Source organism: Bradyrhizobium sp. (genome assembly GCF_004799405.1).
GTDB lineage: Bacteria > Pseudomonadota > Alphaproteobacteria > Rhizobiales > Xanthobacteraceae > Bradyrhizobium.
In genome coordinates, this window is the sequence record NZ_SSMW01000002.1 from 209,211 (window position 1) to 231,201 (window position 21,991).

23 protein-coding genes and 1 pseudogene are annotated in these 21,991 nt (G+C 61.5%); 16 read left to right on the forward strand and 8 right to left on the reverse strand.

The genetic code is table 11. The features are described 5' to 3' along the window. The first annotated feature begins 68 nt into the window (after positions 1-68). Together E7813_RS01185 and E7813_RS01190 are read left to right on the forward strand one after the other, a co-directional pair. On the forward strand, positions 69-860 hold the full coding sequence (locus E7813_RS01185) for an alpha/beta hydrolase (protein WP_291570027.1): 792 nt from the start codon (positions 69-71) through the stop codon (positions 858-860). A gap of 36 nt (positions 861-896) precedes the next feature. Next, positions 897-1,784, forward strand: a complete 888-nt coding sequence (locus E7813_RS01190) for an MBL fold metallo-hydrolase (protein WP_291570030.1) — start codon at positions 897-899, stop codon at positions 1,782-1,784. A gap of 168 nt (positions 1,785-1,952) precedes the next feature. Here E7813_RS01190 and E7813_RS01195 read toward each other — a convergent pair whose 3' ends face one another. From E7813_RS01195 to E7813_RS01210, 4 genes and pseudogenes are all read right to left on the reverse strand, one after another. After that, positions 1,953-2,771, reverse strand: a complete 819-nt coding sequence (locus E7813_RS01195; protein WP_291570076.1) for a rhamnan synthesis F family protein — start codon at positions 2,769-2,771, stop codon at positions 1,953-1,955. An 18-nt stretch (positions 2,772-2,789) separates the two neighbouring features. Continuing rightward, positions 2,790-3,932, reverse strand: a pseudogene (locus tag E7813_RS01200) (glycoside hydrolase family 99-like domain-containing protein); the annotation flags it as partial. 163 nt (positions 3,933-4,095) lie between these two features. Then, the gene (locus tag E7813_RS01205; RefSeq protein WP_291570032.1) at positions 4,096-4,719 is read right to left on the reverse strand and encodes a hypothetical protein; all 624 of its coding nucleotides are present in this window, start codon (positions 4,717-4,719) and stop codon (positions 4,096-4,098) included. Between the two features lie 271 nt (positions 4,720-4,990). Next, positions 4,991-5,770: a sterol desaturase family protein gene (locus E7813_RS01210; RefSeq protein WP_291570034.1), complete on the reverse strand. Its 780-nt coding sequence runs from the start codon at positions 5,768-5,770 to the stop codon at positions 4,991-4,993. Positions 5,771-5,918: 148 nt separating this feature from the next. Between E7813_RS01210 and E7813_RS01215 the strand changes: the two genes are divergently transcribed. The 5 genes from E7813_RS01215 to E7813_RS01235 all read left to right on the forward strand — a co-directional run bounded on the left by E7813_RS01215 (position 5,919) and on the right by E7813_RS01235 (position 9,221). Further along, positions 5,919-6,080, forward strand: coding sequence for a hypothetical protein (locus E7813_RS01215; RefSeq protein WP_291570036.1), 162 nt, complete (start codon positions 5,919-5,921; stop codon positions 6,078-6,080). Positions 6,081-6,200: 120 nt separating this feature from the next. Beyond that, the gene (locus E7813_RS01220) at positions 6,201-7,010 is read left to right on the forward strand and encodes a hypothetical protein (protein ID WP_291570038.1); all 810 of its coding nucleotides are present in this window, start codon (positions 6,201-6,203) and stop codon (positions 7,008-7,010) included. 91 nt (positions 7,011-7,101) lie between these two features. Continuing rightward, positions 7,102-7,944, forward strand: a complete 843-nt coding sequence (locus tag E7813_RS01225) for an amidohydrolase family protein (RefSeq protein WP_291570039.1) — start codon at positions 7,102-7,104, stop codon at positions 7,942-7,944. A 71-nt stretch (positions 7,945-8,015) separates the two neighbouring features. Beyond that, complete coding sequence (locus E7813_RS01230) at positions 8,016-8,894, forward strand: transporter substrate-binding domain-containing protein (RefSeq protein WP_291570041.1); 879 nt, start codon at positions 8,016-8,018, stop codon at positions 8,892-8,894. A 141-nt stretch (positions 8,895-9,035) separates the two neighbouring features. Further along, complete coding sequence (locus E7813_RS01235) at positions 9,036-9,221, forward strand: hypothetical protein (protein WP_291570078.1); 186 nt, start codon at positions 9,036-9,038, stop codon at positions 9,219-9,221. A gap of 131 nt (positions 9,222-9,352) precedes the next feature. Here the strand turns inward: E7813_RS01235 and E7813_RS01240 are convergent, their stop codons facing one another. From E7813_RS01240 to E7813_RS01250, 4 genes are read right to left on the reverse strand one after another with little or no spacing between them, the layout of a single operon-like run. Continuing rightward, positions 9,353-10,021, reverse strand: coding sequence for an amino acid ABC transporter permease (locus E7813_RS01240; protein WP_291570042.1), 669 nt, complete (start codon positions 10,019-10,021; stop codon positions 9,353-9,355). A 46-nt stretch (positions 10,022-10,067) separates the two neighbouring features. Further along, positions 10,068-11,324 (reverse strand): FAD-dependent oxidoreductase, encoded by a 1,257-nt coding sequence (locus E7813_RS01245; protein ID WP_291570043.1) that lies wholly within the window; start codon positions 11,322-11,324, stop codon positions 10,068-10,070. Between the two features lie 25 nt (positions 11,325-11,349). Continuing rightward, positions 11,350-11,613 carry an SDR family oxidoreductase gene (locus E7813_RS26090; protein WP_363331141.1) on the reverse strand — a complete coding sequence of 88 codons (264 nt, stop codon included), beginning with the start codon at positions 11,611-11,613 and terminating at the stop codon, positions 11,350-11,352. Continuing rightward, a complete protein-coding gene (locus tag E7813_RS01250; protein ID WP_363331142.1) occupies positions 11,553-12,107 on the reverse strand; it encodes an SDR family oxidoreductase in 555 nt (184 codons plus the stop codon). The genes E7813_RS26090 and E7813_RS01250 overlap by 61 nt, the downstream gene beginning before the upstream one ends. Positions 12,108-12,244: 137 nt before the next feature. Between E7813_RS01250 and E7813_RS01255 the strand changes: the two genes are divergently transcribed. From E7813_RS01255 to E7813_RS01295, 9 genes are all read left to right on the forward strand, one after another. Then, complete coding sequence (locus E7813_RS01255; protein WP_291570045.1) at positions 12,245-12,589, forward strand: helix-turn-helix domain-containing protein; 345 nt, start codon at positions 12,245-12,247, stop codon at positions 12,587-12,589. A gap of 11 nt (positions 12,590-12,600) precedes the next feature. Continuing rightward, positions 12,601-13,071: an ArsI/CadI family heavy metal resistance metalloenzyme gene (locus E7813_RS01260; RefSeq protein WP_291570047.1), complete on the forward strand. Its 471-nt coding sequence runs from the start codon at positions 12,601-12,603 to the stop codon at positions 13,069-13,071. 2 nt (positions 13,072-13,073) lie between these two features. Continuing rightward, positions 13,074-13,490 (forward strand): arsenate reductase (glutaredoxin), encoded by a 417-nt coding sequence (arsC, locus tag E7813_RS01265; RefSeq protein WP_291570079.1) that lies wholly within the window; start codon positions 13,074-13,076, stop codon positions 13,488-13,490. Next, a complete protein-coding gene (locus tag E7813_RS01270; protein ID WP_291570048.1) occupies positions 13,490-14,152 on the forward strand; it encodes an MIP/aquaporin family protein in 663 nt (220 codons plus the stop codon). Before arsC ends, E7813_RS01270 begins: the two co-directional genes overlap by 1 nt. A gap of 74 nt (positions 14,153-14,226) precedes the next feature. Continuing rightward, positions 14,227-14,679, forward strand: coding sequence for a GNAT family N-acetyltransferase (locus E7813_RS01275; RefSeq protein WP_291570050.1), 453 nt, complete (start codon positions 14,227-14,229; stop codon positions 14,677-14,679). Positions 14,680-15,388: 709 nt separating this feature from the next. Further along, positions 15,389-16,771, forward strand: a complete 1,383-nt coding sequence (locus E7813_RS01280; RefSeq protein WP_291570051.1) for an ethanolamine ammonia-lyase subunit EutB — start codon at positions 15,389-15,391, stop codon at positions 16,769-16,771. A gap of 168 nt (positions 16,772-16,939) precedes the next feature. After that, on the forward strand, positions 16,940-18,526 hold the full coding sequence (locus tag E7813_RS01285) for a B12-binding domain-containing radical SAM protein (RefSeq protein WP_291570053.1): 1,587 nt from the start codon (positions 16,940-16,942) through the stop codon (positions 18,524-18,526). A 6-nt stretch (positions 18,527-18,532) separates the two neighbouring features. After that, positions 18,533-19,333, forward strand: a complete 801-nt coding sequence (eutC, locus tag E7813_RS01290) for an ethanolamine ammonia-lyase subunit EutC (protein WP_291570055.1) — start codon at positions 18,533-18,535, stop codon at positions 19,331-19,333. A gap of 204 nt (positions 19,334-19,537) precedes the next feature. Further along, positions 19,538-21,916: an MMPL family transporter gene (locus tag E7813_RS01295; RefSeq protein WP_291570057.1), complete on the forward strand. Its 2,379-nt coding sequence runs from the start codon at positions 19,538-19,540 to the stop codon at positions 21,914-21,916. Positions 21,917-21,991 lie beyond the last annotated feature (75 nt).

The window sequence follows — 21,991 nt, forward strand, 5'->3', positions numbered from 1 at the left end:
TGATTTGAAGATCGGCCGCCAACCGGGTATGAACAGCAAATCCCAGACAGGACAGCCGGAAACGCAGCATGGAATTCGTAGAGTTGGACGGCGTCGGGCTGCGCTTTGAGCTGAGCGGGAAGGGTGACCGCACCCTGGTGCTGGTTCACGAAATGGGCGGATCGCTTGAAAGCTGGGACGAGGTCGCGCCACGGTTTGCCGAATCCCGCCGGGTGCTGCGCTATGACACCCGCGGGGCGGGGTTGTCGCAGAAGGTGCGCGGCGATCTCCACATCGGCGCCATGGCCGGCGATATCGCAGGCTTGCTCGATCATGCCGGGATCGAGGGCAAGGTAGCGCTGGCCGGGATCGCCGTCGGCGGGGCGATCGCGCTGCATTTCGCCGCCCGATACCCCGAGCGCACCAGTGCGGTCGCGGTTGGCAGCCCCGCCACCGGCGTCGCACCGGATCGCCGCGCCACCGCACTTGAGCGTCTCGTCGGCATCGAGGCTATCGGCATGGAGTTCGCCGTCGAGGAGTCGATGAAAAACGGCTATGCCCCGGAGCTTCGCGGCGACATCAAGCGCTTCGAGCGATACCGGGCGCGTTGGCTCGGCAACGATCCCTCGAGCTACGCCACGGTCTGGCGCATGCTGGCCGGCACGGACATGCAGGGGGAACTGGGCGGGCTGCGCTGCCCGGTACTCGTGATCGGCGGCACGCTCGACCGCGTGCGCCCGCCGGCGCTGGCCAAAACCGTGGCCGACGCGATTCCGCGCTCATGCTATATCGAAGTTCCGACCGGGCACTATATGTCGGTGCAGACGCCCGATCTCATCTTTGCCTGCATCGACGAATTCCTCAACGCGGCCGGCGCCTGAGCCCAGCCATCCACTTCATTGCATCAAGGTCTTCACATGACTTCGCAACCCGTTCAGCAAATTCCCGGCGTCTATCATCGCAAGATCGGCGACATCGTCGTCACCGCCATCAGCGACGGTTATCTCGACGGCGACCTCGAGGTGATGCGCAACGTCGATCTCGAAAAGGCCCACCGGATCCTGCGCGACGCATTCCGGCCGGCGCGGCGAACCAGCGTCAACACTTTCCTGATCCACGCCAAGGGCCGCATCGCGATCGTCGACACCGGCTCGGGCAATTACCTGCAGCCCAGCGCCGGCTTCGTGCAGCGCAATCTAGCGGCGGCCGGTATCGATCCGAAGTCGATCGATACCGTGCTGCTCACGCATATGCATCCGGATCATTCCGCGGGATTGACCGACATGTCGAACGGCCAGTTGTTGTTTCCGAATGCGGAGCTGGCGATGCACGAGAACGAACCGGCGCACTGGTTCGACGACGGCGCCATGGCCAGGGTCGATGAGCGGTCGCGAAAACTGTATTTTCTGGCGGGCCGCGAACAGGTCGCGCCTTACCGGAAGCGGACCCGATTATTCCGGCAGGGCGAGGTGTTTCCGGGCGTGACCGCGGTGCCGAGCCTCGGCCATACGCCGGGCCACACCGCGTTTCTCATCGCATCCGGCAACGACCAGTTGATGATCTGGGGCGACACCGTTCACGTGCCGGAAGTCCAGACCGCGCTTCCCGAAGCCGGCATGGCCTTCGATACCGATCTGGCCGCTGCGGCGGCTTCGCGCAAGCGCATGTTCGACCGCGTCGCCGCCGATGGCATCCTGGTCGCCGGGATGCACCTGCATTTTCCGGCATTCGCGCGGCTGGCGCGGCGAGGGGACGCCTATGCGCTTTATCCCGAGGCCTGGCGTCCCACGCTGGATGCGGTGTAGTGCGGGATAGCTTCCGACCGCGAAGGGTTGCTGTTAGGGCAGCGCCGTTTCAATGGTGATTTGCCGCCTGCTAACAGTGCTCGATCCGAAGTTTTCTCTTGACCCAAAACCGAAGTTGGCACCCCAAAAAAGAAAGCCAGGCAGGTAGCAGAAGTTTTGAGACTTCCGTCAAGCGAAGGCACCACGAACACTCGTCGTGACATATGGAAAATCCGGCCGACCTTCAAAAATCAAGCCGCGGTCCGTCACGTCGAAGGCGGCGACCTCGAGGCCTGCGGCCTTCGTGCTATAGGTAATTGCGCGCTCGATCGCGTGAGCCAACGTCCCGTTTGACTGACCTTGCTCCGGCTCGAAATCATCCGGAAGCAAGCCCAAGGCTCCCAATGGAAGCAGCGCCTTGGTTCGCGCAAGAAACATCGTTCCCGCGAAGAACGTGTCCTTGTCAGGATCGGCGTCGAAGACGCCCATCCGCTCCGCCAGCCGCCGGACTGCCTGTTCGTTACGGCCGAGGAATGGCCTCATCGAGAGGAGAAATGCACTCGGACCCAATATGCCGACCTCGGCATGGCTCTCGAAAAGCCCAAGAGCTTGCTTCAGGGACGCTTCGTGCGCGAGAGCATCGAACAAGCCCCTTCGCCACAATGATCCGTGACCGCCTTCAGTTGAGCCTTTCAAGTGCAGCTTGAGGATCTTCCCATACTGTCGAAAGTCGAGGGACTGCAAGACTTGCAGGAATGGCGCGACGTCACGGCCGCGATTTTCGGCCGAAATCACCGTCGCCGGAAACCCCTGACGCGCGATAAACGCTTCCACCATGGGCCGCCTGTCGTGCGCCGTCGTGACGAAGACATCATGCGGTATGGTGAGATCGTTGAGCCATCCAAGGCACTCCTCGAGAAGATCGATGTGATAGGCGTGGATTACGACCGCGAGCCGCTCGGGCTCATCGATTTTGCAATGCCGCAGTGCCGAGCGCAAAGTCGCCATCTTGGTCGCCTCAAGATCGCCAAAACCAAAGCGGCGATCGGGTTCGAGGTGCGCTCCCTCGCCCCATTCGTTCCACGCATTGATGAATACCATTCGCCTTTCAGGATCGGGTACATCGCGGAGCGTCTGGTCCAGCACCGTTTCCAGATACTCGAGGTACCTCTGCGGATTGGCGCCCACTAACACCATTCCCCTTCCCGGACGCCGCGCTTCATTGTCCCAGGACGGGCAAACCCCGCGAAACAGGATATAATCCGGTGGAACGAATCCGCGCGCGCGACGCACCAGCGAGCGATAGTCGAACAATCGACCTGAGAATTTCGTGTTGAGCCAGTCAACCGGCCCCGCAAATCGATCGATATTAGGTTCGATCCAACGGGTGTCGCTCGGCGGATTTTGGTAAGCGCTGTCCATTCCATGTTCTGCGGGATCCAGCCGCTCGTAAGCCTGCGAGCAGCAAACATGGATCGGGCCAATTCCGTTTTCCAGACACCAATCGCGCCACCGTTGCACGGTCGCGCGAGCATCAGGCAGCAAGGTCGGCCTCCACACCATGATGAGGGGCTTGCCGTCGACGCGCAGATACTTTTCGTTCTTCAGATACGGCGAAAGATGCGAGATGAATGCGATATCGTCGCGTGCATCGTAGGAGTGCTGCATCAGGATTTCGCTGTCGCCGCTCCATGCCCGGCTCCAGTCGTCATTGGCTCAACACAGGCAAAATTCGAAATCGATGTTCTTGTTCTCGGCAAAATTCTTGATCGGAGTTTCCAGCAGTGTCTTGCCGTTGAACCAGTAAAAATAGAAGCAAAAGGCGGAAATTCCGGCCTGCTTCGCCAGGGCGGCCTGCTGCTCCTGAACTTTCCCCAGGCGAAGGTCATAGAAACCAAGCTCGGTGGGCAGCCGCGGCTGATAGTGACCGACAGCCCTGGTGACATTTCTCCACTCGGTGAAGCCGTTCCCCCACCACTTGTCGTTTTCTTCGATAGGATAGAATTGCGGAAGATATGTTGCCACCAGCTTGACGCCGGGTTTTGGGGTCCGCATCGTCGAAAGAGAGCGAATATCTTGGCTCGCATCCGCAGAATAGTCGAAATAATCGCTGACGTTATCCAAAATCTCGAACTCTTTTTCTTTCACACGCGGTTCTTTCGCACTCATTGCGGTACTTGACTTGACAGTTCCAAGCGAGATCCTGTTCAAACTCAGGCAATCCTGCGTTTGGCATCCTCAATGTCGGCAATCCAATCATTTACATCTTTCGCAACGGCCTTCCTCAGATCGGTCAGTCCGAGCCTGAGACCGAGCGTCGATAGGTCTCTCGTCATGAATCGAAGCCGCTCGTCCATCGAATAACCGGCGTAGTGATGGAGAATCGGATCGGGCGCGACAATTTTCCCCCCGGAACAGAATTCCACTCCAAGGGCAATGAGGTGAAGTGCTTTGTATCCGCGGTCGCTTGATCCGGTTTTCCGTCAACCCAGCCATGGAATCCAAGAAGATGATGTATGGCCGACTCCTCGACGACAGCCCAATCGCGCGCGTGGCGCAACTCCCATGCTCGGGTGAAAAAGTCCTTTGACCAATCGCAATTTCGGATCAGCATCACGCCTGTGTTGTAGTGGGGCTCAGTGTAAGGTCCGAAGTGATCATGCCGCACGATCTGCAGATCATGAGACGGTGAGATTTCGCTTCGAATATCGCGGTCGTGACGAACTGCGATAATATCGGCATCCACCCATAGAACAAAATCGGTTTCTCCGTCGAGCGACTCCACAATGAGAGGCAATTTCGCCCACGCCGGGTGGAGACTATCAGCGCTCATCTCCCATTCGACCACGAACCGATAGCCAAACTGGTCTGCAAGGGCCTTGAGACTCGGAATTGTCATATCGGAGACAGGGCGAAACGCATCGCACGTTCCCGTAACAAGCAAGATACGTTGCACAGCCAGGTCCTTTTAGCGCCCCGATCCAACAGCAAATTGGTACGGCAAGATATCAGAGTCCGTTGCATCGGTGCCCTGTTCGGATAAATCAATCGCCGGCCTGTCGCAAGCGGGCATCTACCCTTTTTGCCCCCGGGATGCACCTGCATTTTTCCGGCATTGGCGCAGCGAGGGGACGCCTATGCGCTTTATCCCGAGGCCTGGCGCCACACGCCGGATGCGGTGTAGCGCGCAAGGTGGGATAGCTTGCGATCGCGAAGGCCTTTGCGGTTTAGGGCGGCGCCGTTTCAATGGCGATTTGCCGCTTGCTTCCGGCTCCGGCCGTGCGTGCAGCCAGCGCGGCTGGTTTCCCCGACCACCACGTTTTCCGCAGTTCGCGGGCGCCCGGATGTTCGGTCCCCATCAGACGATCCCACCAGGTAAAGTAAAATCCGAAATTGTGACGGTAGGTCGTATGATGCAGATCGTGGTCGGTATTGGTAACCAGCCAGCCGAACCATTTGCTGCGTTCGGGGCCGCGCCCGAACAACTCGACGCCGGAATGGCCAAGGATATTGCGGATCAGCATGATACCCAGGGCGATACAGAGAGCCGGCAACTGCATCGGGGCTATCAGCAGCCAGATCGGAAGAAAAACGCCGTGCATGGCCGCTTCCGAAATGTCAAAGGCATAACCGCAATACGGGGTGGGAGTGATGGACCGGTGGTGGGTCCGATGAAACCGGGCGAACCGGCGAAGGTGGAGCAGCCGATGCGTCCAGTAAAAATAGGCGTCGTGCGCCACGATGATCGCGGCAATGCTGAACAGCATGTAGCCCCAGCCGAGAGGATCGATGCCCGAATATACGGTGAAGATACCGGCCTTCACGCCGAAATAGGTGCCGGTGTAGGTGATCGAAAAGATCAACACGGTGCGGAGCGAGCTTGTTATCTCACGGCGAACATCGGCCGGCGAGGCTTGCCTTCCCTGAATTTTATTTTCCGCCGGGCCCTTTTTCCAGAACAGCCGACACGCATAAATGACGGCCGATGTGCAAACGATATAGGCCATCAGGTTGATGATTAGCGATACCAGCCAAACCGCAGCGACATAGCCCACCAAACCGGGAAATTTGATTCACTACCGCCCCCAACGCCCTTTTCGCAGTCATAGCTAAAAAACCGTCAGGCCGCTGTCAACGCGAATTGATGAGGCAGTCATGAAGGAACAACGGCAAAAAAGCTTGCAATTGGAAGTCACCGCAAATCCGGTGGAACCCGTTCCATCGATCGATCGAACAATGAGGGCGATTGACCGCGCCGGCATTGTTCGAATCGAGCCCGATCGCCTGATCGTAGTCCTGGATGGCGCGGTCGTATGAGCCGTTGGAAAGCAATAGAGCGGCATCGCCAGGCCTTGGGGCCGTAGACGCTGGCTGGATTTGGGATTAAATCAGCGAAGGTTTCGCCTGAATTTCCGCTTCCTGGATCGAGCTGACGAGATGGACCAGACAACCTTCCTTGACAGTGGCGACCGCAGCCGGGCGGTCGAGACTTTGGCCGAATTCGTGGTGCGGTCGATCGATGCCGCGCGTGCGGTGGAAAAGCCGTTCTTTCATCTGGAATTCGACCGTCTTTTCCCGGAGGACGTGTACGCCAAAATCCTGGCGCTCATGCCGGAGTCGTCCGACTATCGCCCGATGCATGGCCGCAGCAAGGAACTCGATCTTGCCAACGGCGTCCATACCCGGGTGAAGATCGACCTGTTCCCGGAATACATCCGAAATCTGCCGGTGGAGAAACGCGCGCTGTGGGACGTGGTCGGCAGGGCGCTTTGTTCGGAGCCGGTCAAGCAGGCGTTCATCCGCAAGCTTGCGCCGGGGCTGTCGAAGCGGTTCGGCGCCGATTTCGCCAAGGTCGGCATGTATCCGATACCGGTCCTGACGCGCGATATTCCCGGCTATCTGATCCGGCCGCACACCGATACGCAGTGGAAAGGCATCACCGTCCAGATCTATCTGCCGAAGGACGACGCCAACACGGACATCGGCACCATCTTCCACGAACGGCTGCCTGACCGCTCGATGCCGAAGAGAGCGAAAATGCGCTTTGCGCCCAACTCCGGCTATGCGTTCGCGGTCGGCGACGACACCTGGCATTCGGCCGATCCCGTTCATGACCGCGTGAAATCCCGCGATTCGATTCTGCTGACTTACTTCGTGGATCAGGGGCTGCTGCGAACCCTGCGCAACCGCGGCAAGCGGCTGGGCAATTTCCTGGGCAACGAGATTCGCCACCGCATGCCATTCTGACCGGCCCGCCTCGGGGCCGCCTTGCGCAGTCGGTCGCGGTCGTGGCATCGGGGTGGCTGATGCGTTTGATCATGAGTGAGGAGCAGCCCCGATGAACATTATCGATTCCCAGGTCCATGCCTACGAGGCCAACACGCCGAAACGGCCCTGGCACACCGTGCCGAACTGGCCCGATCACGTCACCGGCGACGAGATGGTGGCGGCGATGGACAAGGTCGGCGTCGATGGCGCGATCTTCATCTCCTCGTTTTCGATGTACCGCTATGACGCCAGCTACGCCGTGGACGTGCAGCGGGCCCATCCCGGCCGGATGGCCATCGTCAAGCCGGTCGACCCTGACAATCCCGATGTGGCCGACGTCGTCGCCGACTGGAAGAAGACGCCGGGCGCGGTCGGGGTCCGCATCATGCTGACCAAGGAGAACGGGTGCGCGCCCGATCACCCCGGCATCGACCGCATCCTGCGCGCGGCCGTTCGCCACGATTTCCCGGTCAACATGCTGTGCTGGGGCAACCTCGAGGCGGGCACCGCGCTGATCGATCGTCATCCCGACAACAGGTTCATCATCGACCATCTCGGCATCCTGCAGCCGCGCGTGCCGCCGGCGCCGCCGCAGCCGTGGGCCGATCTGCCAAAGGTGCTCGAACTTGCCAAGCGCCCGAACGCGGTGATCAAGGTCAGCGGCGCCTGCACGCTGTCGCGGCAGCTGTATCCTTTCCCGGACATCTGGGATCCGCTGGCCCGTATTTTCGATGCCTGGGGTTTCGATCGCTGCCTGTGGGGCACCGACTGGACCCGCGCGTTCGCCGTCGTCAACTACGAGCAGGCGGTCAAGCCCTTCCTCGAGACGACCCGCCTGAGCGATACCGAGCGGGCCATGCTGATGGGCGGCGCCTGCGCCAGGGCCTATCGCTGGTCGCCGAACAAGGGCTAGTGCCGGCAGGTGCCGCTTGTCGCGTCGCGGGGCCCGCGCTAGGCTCCGCCGAGTTGATGCAGGAGGCATGCGTGACCCCATCGGATGACGGCAAGGTTTCGGAAGATCGCCGCGAAGCGCTACGCTACGCGCTCGCAGTCGGCGGCGGCGCGGCGCTGGCATCCGCTTTGGCGGGCCCGGCATCGGCCCAGGCGGCGGCCGACAACACGCTCGATCGCATCCGCGCCAACAAGGTGCTGCGCATTGCCGTGCTGCCCGGCGAGCTTCCTTACTTCAACAAGGACCTTGCCACCGGCAACTGGTCCGGTTTCTCGATCGAGATGGCCAACGACATCGCGAAGATTCTCGACGTCAAGCTTGAATACACCGAGTCGACTTACGGAAATTCGATCCTCGACCTGCAATCGAACAAGATCGATCTCGGCTTCGCCCTCAATCCGACACCGCAGCGCGCGCTTGTGGTGGATTTTTGCGGCGCCGTATTTCTTCATCCATTTGGCGCGATGCTCAGGAAGGGGCTCGACGCCAAGACCTGGGCCGACATCAACAAGCCCGAGGTCAACATCGCGGTCGACGTGGGCTCGGCCAACGAGGCCGTCGCGCGCCGTTTCGCGCCCAATGCGATCATCAAGTCGCTGAAGTCGCGCGATGAGGTCATGCTCGAGATGTCGTCGGGCCGGGTCGATTGCGTGGTCAATGCGCTGGTGCTTGGCCTGACCGCGATTGCCAAGAACCCCAACCTCGGTACTTACAAGATCCTGCAAACCCCCAGCGTCGCCATCCCGAGCAGCATGGCGGTGCGGCGCGAGCCCGACAAGCGTTGGCGCGATTTCCTCTCGGTGTGGGTCGACTACAACCGTGGCATCGGCCAGATGCGCGAATGGTTCACCAAGGGCCTGGCGCTGAGCGGCGTGAAGCCGGAAGACGTGCCGGTCGAACTCAACATCTGACGCGGTTCTCGAAGAGAATTTCTAAACCGCATCGAGTGAGCGTATTCAGCCAAGTCTTCACAGAACGCTTTCGCAATCTTACCGTGCGATTTCCGAATGTGGTACATTATCACATCTGTTGCTTTGGATCGGAAACTCAAGATGTTCTTCGTGGCAGGCATTTTGGTTGTTCTGTCCGGGCTATTTTACGCCGCCGGTCATCATGAGTTGGGCAGCATGGGTGTTGAGATGTGCCGGTACGGTGGCACGTTTTGCGACAACCCGCTTTATGTTCTTGTCGGTGCCGATCTTGCGGCCGCATGGGGCGCTTTTGTCAGCATCCGATGATTCCAGGCGCCGTTTCGGAGCGTGGTTCCGCAATGAGTCAAACCGGCCCTGTCGATCCTGCCGGGACTTTCGAAATACACCGGAAAAGCAGACATTCTCAGCGCGTTGGCATGTCTCAAAAGTGCCAAGAGTCACGCCTTGTCGTAGGTCAGGCCGCTCTCGAGCCTGCGTCCAACCAGCGTGGCCGGAAACAGGATCGCAAAATAGATCAGGGCCACGATGGTGTAGACCTCCAGCGGCCGATAGGTCTCGGCGTTGATCAGCGTCGCGTTGTAGACGAGATCCGGAACCGCGATGATCGATACCAGCGACGTGTTCTTCAATTGCGTCACCGACTGGTTGACGTAGGGCGCCATCATCGGCTTGAGCGCCTGCGGCAGGATCACCAGCCGCAGCACGCGCCATGGCCGCAATCCCAAAGCCTGCGCCGCGTCCCATTGTCCGCGGTGAATGCTCTCGATGCTGCCGCGGACGATCTCGGCGTAAAACGCGCCGCCATAGAGCGACAGCACGGTGACGGCGGCGACATTCGCCGGGATATTCACGCCGATGACGACCGGAAAAGCGTAGTAGAACCAGATGATCTGGACCAGCAGCGGCGTGCAGCGGAACAGTTCGATGTAGGCGACCAGCAGCCAATCGATCACCGGCAAGCGGCGCAGGCGAAGGATGCCGACGATCAGACCGATCGCTGTTCCCAGCAGGATGGTGCCGATGGTGTAGGCGATGGTCCAGCCGAGTCCGAGCCAGAACAGGTGGCTGTATTTGCCGAGGATCGCGAAATCCCAAACGTAGTTCATGTCTGCTCCCGCGACCGCGCGCCTCGCGTGTGTCGTTCGCCGGGCATCAGAGGTAGCGGCCCGGCGAAAAGGCGCCGACTTCGAAGGGTGGCGGCGCGCCGTCGATCATGGCGGCGATCGCAGCTCCCGTCCCAGGCCCGGTCGTGAAGCCGATGTGCTGGTTGCCGAACGCGAGCCAAAGATTTGCATGCCGCGGCGCCGGTCCGATCATCGGCAGGCTGTCGGGTAGGGTGGGGCGCGCTCCGCGCCATGGCTCGCCGACGGCGTCGCCGAATTCGACCACGCCGCGCGCCAGCGGGACCACCTGATCGAGCTGGGCGAACGAGGAGGGCGCGTCGCGGGCGGTCAGCTCGACGCCGCTGGTGACGCGGATCCCCTGTTCCATCGGCGTCATCAGGAAGCTGCCTTCGGCGTCATGGATCGGACGCTGCAACGAACGTGCCGGGTTCGGCTTGAACTCCCGATGGTAGCCGCGTTCGAAAGCCAGGGGAACACGATAGCCCAGCGGCCGCAACAGGTCCGCCGACCACGGTCCCAGCGCCACCACGACATGGCGCGCCGAAATCGCGCCCTCCACGAGCGTCACGCGCCAGCCTTCGCCGTCCGGCGCGATAACCCTGATCTCCGACTGACGGATCTCGCCACCGGCGCTCGCGAACATCCGGGCATAGGCCTTGACCACGGCGCCGGGCGAGTCGACCGAGGCCGTCTGCGTGTGCAAGAGACCAACCTTGTAGACCGGCAAAATGTTCGGCTCGAGCGCAGAGATGGCCTGGCGGTCGAGAAGCCGGCTTTCGATGCCATAGTCAGCCAGCAAGGCCTGCTCCTGCTTGGCCGCTTCCGTGGCCTCGCTGCGCCACGCTTTCAGCCAGCCGGTCTCGCGGATGCGCTGTGCCGCGCCGGCCGTGACGATCCATTCGCGATGCAGTTTCAGCGACGCGCCGATCAGCCCGTGCAGGGCGGTCGCCCGCGGCTTGATACGAGACGGCGCCGCATTGGCCAGGAAGCGAGCGACCCAGTCGATATTCGCGATAACCCAGCCGGGATCCCAGCGCAGCGCCGGGTGCCGGTTGCCGAGATAGGCCGGCAACGCGCGCCAGAGTCGTGGCTGGTTGAGCGGCATGATCGAACCGCTTGAGAGAATGCCGGCATTGCCATAGGAGGTTTCGCTGCCCGGTTCGCGCCGGTCGATCAGGACGACCGACAGCCCGCGTCGCCGCGCGGCATAGGCCGCTGACACGCCGACGATGCCCGCGCCGAGCACGACGACATCCGCTTGCTTGTCCGTGACCTTGTCCGGCATCGGCCGTATCTCCCCCCCGAGAATTCTATATCAGCGTCAGCCCGCCATCGACCGGCAACACGGCTCCTGTCACATGCCCGGCCTCCGGCGACAACAGGAAGCTGACCAATGCGGCCACCTCGTCGGGTTCGGCCAAGCGTGCCATCGGGTTGGCCTTGGCGACCACTTGCCAGGTCTTTGGGTCCAGCGCGCCCAACAGGCCGGCATCCTTGCGCGTGTAGCCGGGCATCACGACATTGGCCGTGGCGCCCGCGCTTGCAAGCTCGATCGCCAGACAGCGGACCAGCACCTCGAGCGCGGCCTTGGCCGCCGCCGATCCCGGATAGGTCGCCTCAGGCGTGAACCGGTGGCGGCGAAACTGCTGATGGCGACGACGCGCCCTTGCGGTCCGCGCGTCAGGTCCGGCAGCGCGGCGGCCGCGAGCTCATGAAACGCCGTGGCCATCACCGCGAACGACCGTTCGAGGCTCGCACGCGGCAACTGCGTGAAGCTGCGCCGGTCGGCATACCCCGCGGCATGGACGATCGCATCGATGCTTCCGAACGCTTTGCGCGTCGCGCCAACGAGCTCGAATGCCGTCCCGGCCTGCGCCAGGTCGCCGGTGTGCCACGCAACGTCGGCGCCGGCACGCTGGCAGTCGGCGGCGACGGCCTTCAACCGCTCGAGCCCTGCCGCGTCGGCGCCTTGTCCATGCAACATCAGGCTCTCATCGCGTTTTGCCAGCCGGCGCGCGACCGCGGCGCCGATCCCGGACCCGCCGCCGGTGATGATGGAAACCCGCATGCATCCTCGCTTTTGACTGGGCAAGCTACAGGTGACCGCGAGGTCCGAAAAGGGTCCATCGGCGGGGCTTTAAAATACTTCAACAAACGCTGAAATGAAAATTGACGCCACCCGGTCATTTCGATATTCATTGAAATATGAAAAAAACAGATGCCGTCGCGGCCCTGGCCGCACTCGCCCAGGACAACCGCCTGGATGTTTTCCGCCTGCTTGTCGAGGCCGGGCCGCAAGGCATGCCTGCTGGTGCCGTTGCCACCGCGCTCGATCTCGCGCCGAATACGCTGACCTTCCATTTTGATCGGCTGCGGACCGCCGGCCTCGTGACCGTGCGTCGCGATGGCCGCTCGATGATCTATGCCGCGCAGTTCGAAACGATGAATTCCCTGCTCGGCTATCTCACCGACAATTGCTGCGGCGGCGCGCCATGCGCGCCCGCCGTCGAATGCAAGCCGGCGCGCAAGCGCACGAAGATTCCAGCCTGAAAGGAAAGACCATGAAGCGCCTGCATGTTCATGTCGCCGTCAACGACATTCCACAGTCGATTGGCTTTTACTCCGCGCTGTTCGCGGCAAAACCTGCCGTGGTCAAAACCGACTACGCCAAATGGATGCTTGATGATCCGCGGGTGAACTTCGCGATTTCCACGCGCGGTCGCGAGCCCGGACTCGATCATCTCGGCATTCAGGTTGAGGACACCGATGAATTGCATGAGGTCTATGCGCGCTTACGGGAGGCTGGCGGCAATATCATCGAGCAGGGAGCGACCACATGCTGCTACGCCAAATCGGAGAAGTCATGGATCGATGATCCGGCCGGGATCGCCTGGGAAACGTTCCACACGACCGGCGAAAGCACCGTCTACGGTGATGGCTCGGGCGAGAACCAGGCGCGCATCGCGCACGAGAAACAGAACGGCGCGTGCTGTGCTCCCCAGCCGGCGGCGAAGACTTCGGCGTGCTGTTAGTCATGGATGTCATCATCTACCACAATCCGGATTGCGGGACTTCGCGCAACACGCTCGGCATGATCCGCAATGCCGGCATCGAGCCGCACGTGATCGAATATTTGAAGACCCCTCCGACCCGCGCGCTGCTCAAACAACTGATCGAGCGCATGGGCATCACCGCAAGATCGCTGCTGCGCGAGAAGGGCACGCCGTTCAATGATCTTGGCTTGGGCCAAGCGGGCTTGACCGATGATCAGCTGTTGGATGCCATGATGGCCCATCCGATCCTCATCAACCGGCCGATAGTGGTTACCCCGAAGGGGGTTCGCTTATGCCGGCCTTCGGAAGCCGTGATCGAATTGCTCCCGACCCAGCGCGGTGAGTTCGTCAAGGAAGACGGCGAGCGTGTCGCCGACAAACGGTCGTCGGCGGGCTGATGCCGTCCCTCGCGCGGCGCATCTTCGCGGAATGGCTCGGCACCGCGTTCCTGTTGGCGGCTGTCGTCGGCTCCGGCATCATGGCCCAGAAGCTCGCGGGCGGGAACGCCGCGCTTGCGCTTCTGTGCAACACGATACCGACCGGCGCAATTTTGACCGTGCTGATCCTGATCTTCGGACCGCTCTCCGGCGCGCATTTCAATCCGGCCGTGAGCGTCGCCCTCGCGTTGCGGCGCGAACTGCCCTGGTCGATTGCCGCCGGCTATATCGGCGCGCAAATCATCGGGGCCATCGCAGGCGTGTGGGCGGCGCATCTGATGTTTGAATTGCCGGTATGGCAGTTTTCGATCAATTCACGCGCCGGCGCCGGGCAATGGTTCGCTGAAGCAGTCGCCACGTTTGGATTGCTGCTTACGATCTTCGGCTGCGCGGCGCGAACTCCCGCCGCCATTCCCTACGCGGTCGGCCTCTATATCACGTCGGCTTATTGGTTCACGGCTTCAACATCCTTTGCCAATCCAGCCGTGACGATTGCACGCTCGCTGTCCGACACTTTCGCCGGGATCGCACCTTCGGGTGTGGCTGCATTCATCGCGGCGCAGCTGGTTGGAATGGCAGTCGCGGTCACCGTCAGCCGCTGGCTCTGGATTGACAGCGCTTAAGTTCGGTGAGTTCAATAGAATCACGCCTCCCGGATCGGCAATTGTCCGGGGTGGATCGATCTTCCGGGGCATCGATGTCGGCAAGACCAGCCCAAATATCGGATCTGGAGCGGCTGCTCGATCTGTTTCGGGTTTCGGAAGTGAGTTCGATAGCGCAGCCACCGGAACGTGCCCAGCGTATCTGGGCGGAAATGCTGGCGCGGCAGGACGTGGCGGTATTCGTTTCGGATGCAGGCGCCGGGATCGCGGCGACCTGCATGCTGATCACCGCGCCAAACCTTCTTCGCGGCGGCCGCGGCCACGCTTTCCTCGAAAACGTGGTGACCCGCCCCGAATATCGCGGTCAGGGCCACGGCCGCGCTGTGGTTTGCGCTGCTCTCGCCGAAGCCTGGGCGAGGGACTGCCATCACGTGCTGCTTCAAAGCGGTCGGAAGGACGGCCGGGTCCATCGTTTCTACGAGAGCTGCGGTTTTGAGCCGGGCGTGCGGACCGGTTATGTTGCCAAGCGCCCGGCGGACCGATCGTGACGGTTGCGATTTTATTTCTGTATTTCAGAATTAAACTTGACAGCCGACCCAAATCAAATCTATACCTTCAGCGTCCCGCCCACAGAGGGGCGTTGCGCAACGTCATCAACGCGCGGCGGGATGCGGTGGACGCGTGAGGTGCCAAAGACGAGTGGCGCCGGCGCGGACGGCGAAGTCGTGTGGTCCTGACACCCCGACGCTGGTGTCAAGTCGTCGGAGTTATCCGCCGATGACGGTGGCAACAAAGCCCGGTCACCGGGGAGAGCGCGAAATAAGCCGTAAAACCATTGTGCGGGGAATGCCGGGTGATGTCCGGTGTGACCGTGGTGACTTTGCTGGCATGGCTTGTTTTTCTGCCCTGCCAGGCTGCGGGCGCATTGGGCGCCCGGCATTCCCTGCGCCCTCTCTTTCGAGGCGAAGGAAATTTTCTGGCAAACCTCGGTCGCATCGCGCCGCGAGATCGCGAAACTGTGTCTTTTCGTCATTGCGAGGAGGGCAAGCGACGAAGCAATCCAAACTTCTTTTGCTGCGACATGGATTGCTTCGCTTACGCTTGCAACGACGTTGAGAGGCTATTTGAAAATCGTCAGGCGCGAACACGCACCTATGTCGTCCCTGCGAACGCAGGGACGACGTTGAGAGATTATCTCATATGCAAAATGTTCATGTATAGATCATTGACCTTTAACCTCGTTCGGGAAGCAAGGCCATGATCTATCGCCACGCCATCGGCGCCACGATTTACGCCTTCGATGATCTGCGCGACCTCATGGCCAAGGCGACGCCGCTCCGCTCCGGCGACCGGCTGGCCGGGATCGCGGCCGACAGCGCCGAGGTGATGATCGCCGCACGGATGGCGCTGGCGGATGTCCCGCTCAAGCAATTTCTGCTTGAGGCGGTCGTCCCCTACGAGGAGGACGAGGTCACGCGCCTGATCATCGACGGCCACGATGCGGCGGCATTCGGGATCGTGTCCTCGCTTACTGTCGGCGGCTTCCGCGATTGGCTGTTGTCGGACGCAGCCACGACCGAGATCCTCGGCAATCTCGCGGGCGGCATCACGCCGGAAATGGCCGCCGCGGTGTCAAAGCTGATGCGCAACCAGGATCTCATTCTGGTGGCGAAGAAATGCGAGGTCACGACCCGGTTTCGCAATACCATCGGCCTGCGCGGGCGGATGAGCACGCGGCTGCAGCCCAATCATCCCTTCGACGACGCCAGGGGCATCAGCGCGTCGGTTCTCGACGGCATCCTGCTCGGATCGGGGGATGCCTGTATCGGCATCAATCCGGCCAGCGACGATCCTGAAGTCATCGGAGGATTGGTTCGGCTGCTCGACGACATCATCGCAACGTTGCAAATTCCAACGCAGGCTTGCGTGCTGACCCATGTGACGACGACGCTCGGATTGATCGGCCAGGGAATGCCGGTCGACCTAGTGTTCCAGTCGATCGCGGGTACCCAAGCCGCCAACCGGAGTTTCGGTATCGATCTTGCGCTGCTGCGGGAAGCCCATCAGGCGGGGCTATCGTTGCGGCGCGGCACGGTCGGCGACAACGTGATGTATTTCGAGACCGGGCAGGGCTCTGCTTTGTCGGCCAACGCCCATCACGGCGTCGACCAGCAGACCTGCGAAGCGCGCGCCTATGCGGTGGCCCGCGCCTTCGATCCGCTGCTGGTCAACAGCGTGGTCGGCTTCATCGGCCCGGAATACCTCTATGACGGCAAGGAGATCATCCGTGCCGGGCTCGAGGACCATTTCTGCGGCAAGCTGCTCGGCCTGCCGCTCGGCGTCGACGTTTGCTACACCAACCACGCCGAAGCCGACCAGGACGACATGGACAATCTGTTGACGCTGCTCGCCGCGGCCGGCGTCACCTTCATCATGGGGGTACCCGGGGCCGACGACGTGATGCTGAATTACCAGTCCACCTCGTTCCACGACGCCCTCTATGTTCGCGACCTCTTTGGCCTGAAACGGGCCCCGGAGTACGATGACTGGCTGTTTCGTAGCGGGCTTGCCGGCGCCGACTTTCGCCTGGCCGGCGGTACCGGCTTGCTCCCGGATTTTGCCTCGCGACTGCTCGCGTGAGGGGCAGGCCGGCCACCACAGGGGAAAGAGGGGGTGAACGCTTATTTCCGATCCATAAGCGCAACCATCCCGCCGTTGACAGGTTGGAACCACCGCCACAATGTTGAGGAATTTATAGCCCAACTTTGACGCGCGTGCTTAGATCACTGGGCCGGCAGAGGAAATTTGATGCGAGTTGAAAGTATTGAGACGGTTCGGCGCGTTCTGTGCGTGTTTCCGCGCTATACGTCTTCATTCGGCACTTTCGAGTACGCCTACCCCCTGACCGACGGCGTCCAGGCCTTCATGCCGCCGCAGGGCCTGCTCTTGATCGCGGCCTATCTGCCGGCGAACTGGCCGGTCCGTTTCATCGACGAAAACATCCGTCCCGCCTCAGCCGAAGACTTCGAGTGGGCGGAAGCGGTCTTCGTCAGCGGCATGCACATCCAGCGCCAGCAGATGAACGACATTTGCCGCCGGGCGCACGCGTTCGATCTGGCGGTGGCGCTCGGGGGACCCTCGGTCAGCGCCTGCCCGGATTATTATCCCTCGTTCGACTACCTCCATGTCGGCGAAATGGGCGACGCGACCAATGAGCTGATCGCGCGGATCGCGCGCGATCCCTCGCGTCCGGAGCAGCAGGTGGTGCTCAAGACCGCCGATCGCCTCGATATGACGAAGTTTCCGATTCCGGCCTATGAACTCGCCGAAGTCAAAAAATACTTCCTCGGCAGCATCCAGTATTCCAGCGGCTGTCCCTATCAGTGCGAATTCTGCGATATCCCGGGACTGTACGGCCGCAATCCGCGGCTCAAGACGCCGCAGCAGATCACCGCCGAACTCGACAAACTGCTGGAATGCGGCGTCACCGGCTCGGTGTATTTCGTCGATGACAATTTCATCGGCAACCGCAAGGCCGCGCTCGATTTACTGCCGCACCTGGTTGAGTGGCAGAAGAAAACCGGCTACGTGATGCGGCTGGCCTGCGAAGCGACGCTGAACATCGCCAAGCGGCCGGAGATCCTCGAGAAGATGCGTGATGCCTATTTCATCACGATCTTCTGCGGCATCGAGACCCCGGATCCGGACGCGCTCAAGGCCATGCACAAGGACCACAACATGATGGTCCCGATTCTGGAGGGGATCGAGACCATCAATCGATACGGCATGGAGGTCGTCTCCGGCATCATCATGGGCCTGGATACCGACAAGCCCGAAACCGGCGAAGCGTTGCTGGCCTTTGTCGATGAATCCAGGATCCCGCTGCTGACGATGAACCTGCTGCAGGCTTTGCCCAAAACGCCGTTGTGGGATCGCCTCGAGCGCGAAAACCGGCTCATCAACGACGACCGCCGCGATTCCAACGTCGATTTTAAATTGCCCTATGACCACGTCGTCAGTTCGTGGCGCAAATGCATGGGGATCGCCTATCAGCCGGAGAAGCTCTACGCGCGTTATCAGTATCAGGTCGATTACACCTATGCGAACCGGATCCCGTTGCCCTCGACGCCGCAACAGAAGACTTGGGCCAATATCAAACGCGGGCTGATCATGCTCGGCAAGATCTTCTGGAAGGTCGGCGTGCTCGGCGACTACCGCAAGGTGTTCTGGAAGTTTGCCCTGTCACGGCTGCGACACGGCGACATCGAGAGTCTGATCAGTGTGACCTTGATCGCCCATCATCTGATCACGTTCGCGCGCGGCGCTGCCCGAGGCCAGGAGATCGCGTCGAATTATTCGTTGCGGCTGGGCGAGGCGTCGGTCCCTGCCGAGTAGCCAACGATGAAGCCGCCATCGGTGCCATCGCGTTCGCTGCGGGATTTGCGGGAACTGACGCCGGCGCGCGTCGGGCTCGGCCGGGCCGGGGCCAGCATGCCGACCGAAGCGCTGCTCGAATTCACGCTGGACCATGCGCGGGCCCGCGACGCGGTTCATGCGGCATTCGATGTTCAAGCCATTACTGCCGGTCTTGGCGATCTCGGTCTTGAGGCATTCGCAGTCGCAAGCCGCGCGCGCAACCGCAAGGACTACCTCAGGCGGCCTGATCTGGGGCGGATGCTCGACGAGGCGTCGCGGCACCTGCTGACCAGCCGCCGTTGCGGTTCATGCCGGCTTGCGATCGTGGTCGGTGACGGCCTGTCGCCATCGGCGGTCAATGCGCATGCCGTCGGACTGGTCCGGAGCCTCATTCCGCGGTTGGCTGATGACGGGATCGAGATCGGCCATGCCGTGGTCGCCTCCGGCGCGCGGGTTGCGTTGGGCGATGAGATCGGCGCCATCCTGGGCGCGCGCATGATCGTCATGCTGATCGGCGAGCGGCCGGGGCTGTCGGCTCCCGACAGTCTCGGGGCTTACCTGACCTTTGCGCCCAGAGTCGGCCTCACCGATGCAGAGCGCAACTGCGTTTCCAACATCCATGGCGCGGGGCTCGGCTACGACGAAGCCGGGTTGCGGATTGCGTGGCTGGTGCGTGAAGGCCTTGCCCGGGAAATCACCGGCGTCGCATTAAAGGACGAAAGCGGCGGCCGAACGCCGCAGCGCATTACGGTGAGTTCAAGCCATTCCGGCAAACCCGCCACTTAACGGGGGCGAGATCGCCGCCCGCGCGTCGATTTTGCACAGGAGAGCCCTGCTTGCGAAGCGCCGGTTAGACCTGCTACACCTCTGGCGGCAAATTTACCACATGTTTTCAAGGGTTAGCGCTGATCGGACGTGGCCCGTCCAGCTTCATTTGCGCCCGCGAACTTAAGCTATACAAATTGAGCCGATGTGAGAACTGGACAAAGCATGCTCGAAAAGAATCGCGACCGTGAAGTCCATGTCGAGAAAACCGAGCCGGAGCGAACGACAGCCAGCATCGCCTTCGGACTGGAGCGGATCGGGCTCATCGCGGTTCAGAAACCGGTGCTGTCCTGCATCGTCCTCCTCGGGCTGGTCATTGCAGCTTTGTTCGGTATCGAGCGCATCAAGATCGACGATTCGCTCAGTCAGTTGTTCCGCTCCAATTCCAAGGACTACAAGCAGTACGAAGCGGAAACCAAGCGCTTTCCGGCGACCGAGTTCGACGTGCTGGTCGTGGTCGAAGGCAAGACGCTGCTCGAGCGCGACAATCTGGAGAAACTGCGCGATCTCGTCACCGACCTGCAACTCGTCGATGGCACCCGCGGCCTGATTTCGCTGTTCTCGGCGCGCCAGGCGCCGGCACCGGGCAAGCTGCCGGCGGCGCTGTTTCCCTCCGAACTGCCGCAAGGCGCCGATTACGACAAGTTCATCGAGACCGTCAAAACCAACGAGATCATCCGCGGCAAGCTGTTGTCCGAAGACGGCACGCTGGCGCTGATCGTGCTGTCGCTCGAACCCGAGGTTGTCGCCAGCAACAGCCTCAGCAAGACCGTCGGCGACATTCGCAAACTGATGGCCGATGATCTTTCGGGCAGCGGACTTAAAGCGGAATTATCCGGCGTTCCGGTGATGCAGCTCGAAATCCGCAACGCGGTCAAGCGCGACGGCCTGACCTACAATATCCTCGGCATCCTGGCCGGCTGCATCATCGCGATCATCTTCTTCCGCAAGATATCGTTCATGGTGGTCGCCGCCTTCCCGCCGATTATCGCGATCGTGCTGGCGCTCGGCGGCCTCGGTTGGGCCAATTTCAACCTCAACATGTTCCTGAACGTGATGACGCCGCTGATCATGGTGATCAGTTTTTCGGACTCGATGCAGCTCACCTTCGCGGCGCGCGACCGCCTGATCGCGGGCCAGGATAAATACACCGCGTTCAAGAACGCCGTACTCGTGGTCGGGCCGGCCTGCGTGCTCACTCACGGCACCGCCGGCATATCGTTCATCGCCCTGCAATTTTCCGATTCCGACCTGATCCGCAAGTTTGGCGAGGCCGGACTTGCCGCCACCATCATCGCACTGATCGCCGTGCTCTCGCTGGTGCCGGTGTTCGGGGTGCTGCTGGTACGCAACGAAAAGGTCTTCGCCGTGAAATTCCAGGGCGCCGACGCCGGCGTTCAGATGTTACGCAATTTTTGTTACTGGATCGCGGTGCGCATGGTCAGCCGCCCCGGCCTGTTTAGCCTGATCGCGGTGATTTTTGTCGGCGGTCTTGCAGCGGTCTATGCCAATCTGGAGCCGCGTTACCGGCTCGCCGATCAGGTGCCGGACAAGCAGCAGGCAGTGGCGGCGAGCGGACGCCTCGACGCCAAGCTGACCGGCGCAAATCCAATCGACGTCCTGATCGAGTTTCCCAAGGACGCCTCGCTGTATTCGCCTGAAACGCTGCAGACCATCGCCGATGTTCACTCGCTGGTGGAGAAACAGGCCGGCGTGGGCAACGTCTGGTCGCTGGAGACGCTGCGCCGCTGGCTGGCGGAAAAGGCCGGAAGCTCCGACGTCGCGACCCTGAAGGAATACGTCAACCTGATACCGGAACATCTGGTGCGGCGTTTTATTTCCGCCGACCAGACGGCGGTGGTGGTATCGGGCCGGGTCCCGGATCTCGATTCAAGCCAAATCCTGCCCGTCGTCGAAAAGCTGGATCACGCGTTGGACACGGTGCGCAAGGAGCATCCAGGGTATGAGATCGCGGTCACCGGCCTTTCGGCCATCGCCGCGCGCAACAGCGCCAACATGATCGAAAAGCTCAATCGAGGGCTGACGATTGAATTCGCGCTGGTCGCGATCTTCATCGGGCTGGCGTTCCGCTCGGTCGTCGTAATGCTCTCCTGCATCCTGCCGGGCATTTTCCCGGTGGTGCTGTCGGGCACGGTGCTGTGGCTGCTGGGGCAGGGGCTGCAGTTCGCAAGCGTCGTCGCCCTCACGGTATCCTTTGGTTTGGGATTGAGCGCGACGATTCACTTCCTCAATCGGCTGAGACTCGAGAGGACGCCGGGCGTCAGTTCGGACGTGGCGGTCGAGCGCGCAACCGTGCTGGTCGGACCCGCGCTGATCCTGACCACGGTGGTGCTGGCGTGCGGTCTGGTGGTGACGGTGTTTTCCGATTTGCCGTCGCTGCGCCTGTTCGGCTGGCTCAGCGCGTTTGCGATGATTGCAGCGCTGGTGGCGGATCTATTCATTCTGCGGCCGACGGCGATGTTCCTGATTAACCTGTCGGAGCGGATTCGCGGAACCCTGGGCCGCACCAAGCCGGCGGAATAAGCGGTGCTGGCCAGCTTCTAGGCCTTCACCATCGTGATGGATACGCCCCTGATCTCGCCCTTGGAACTGATCGAC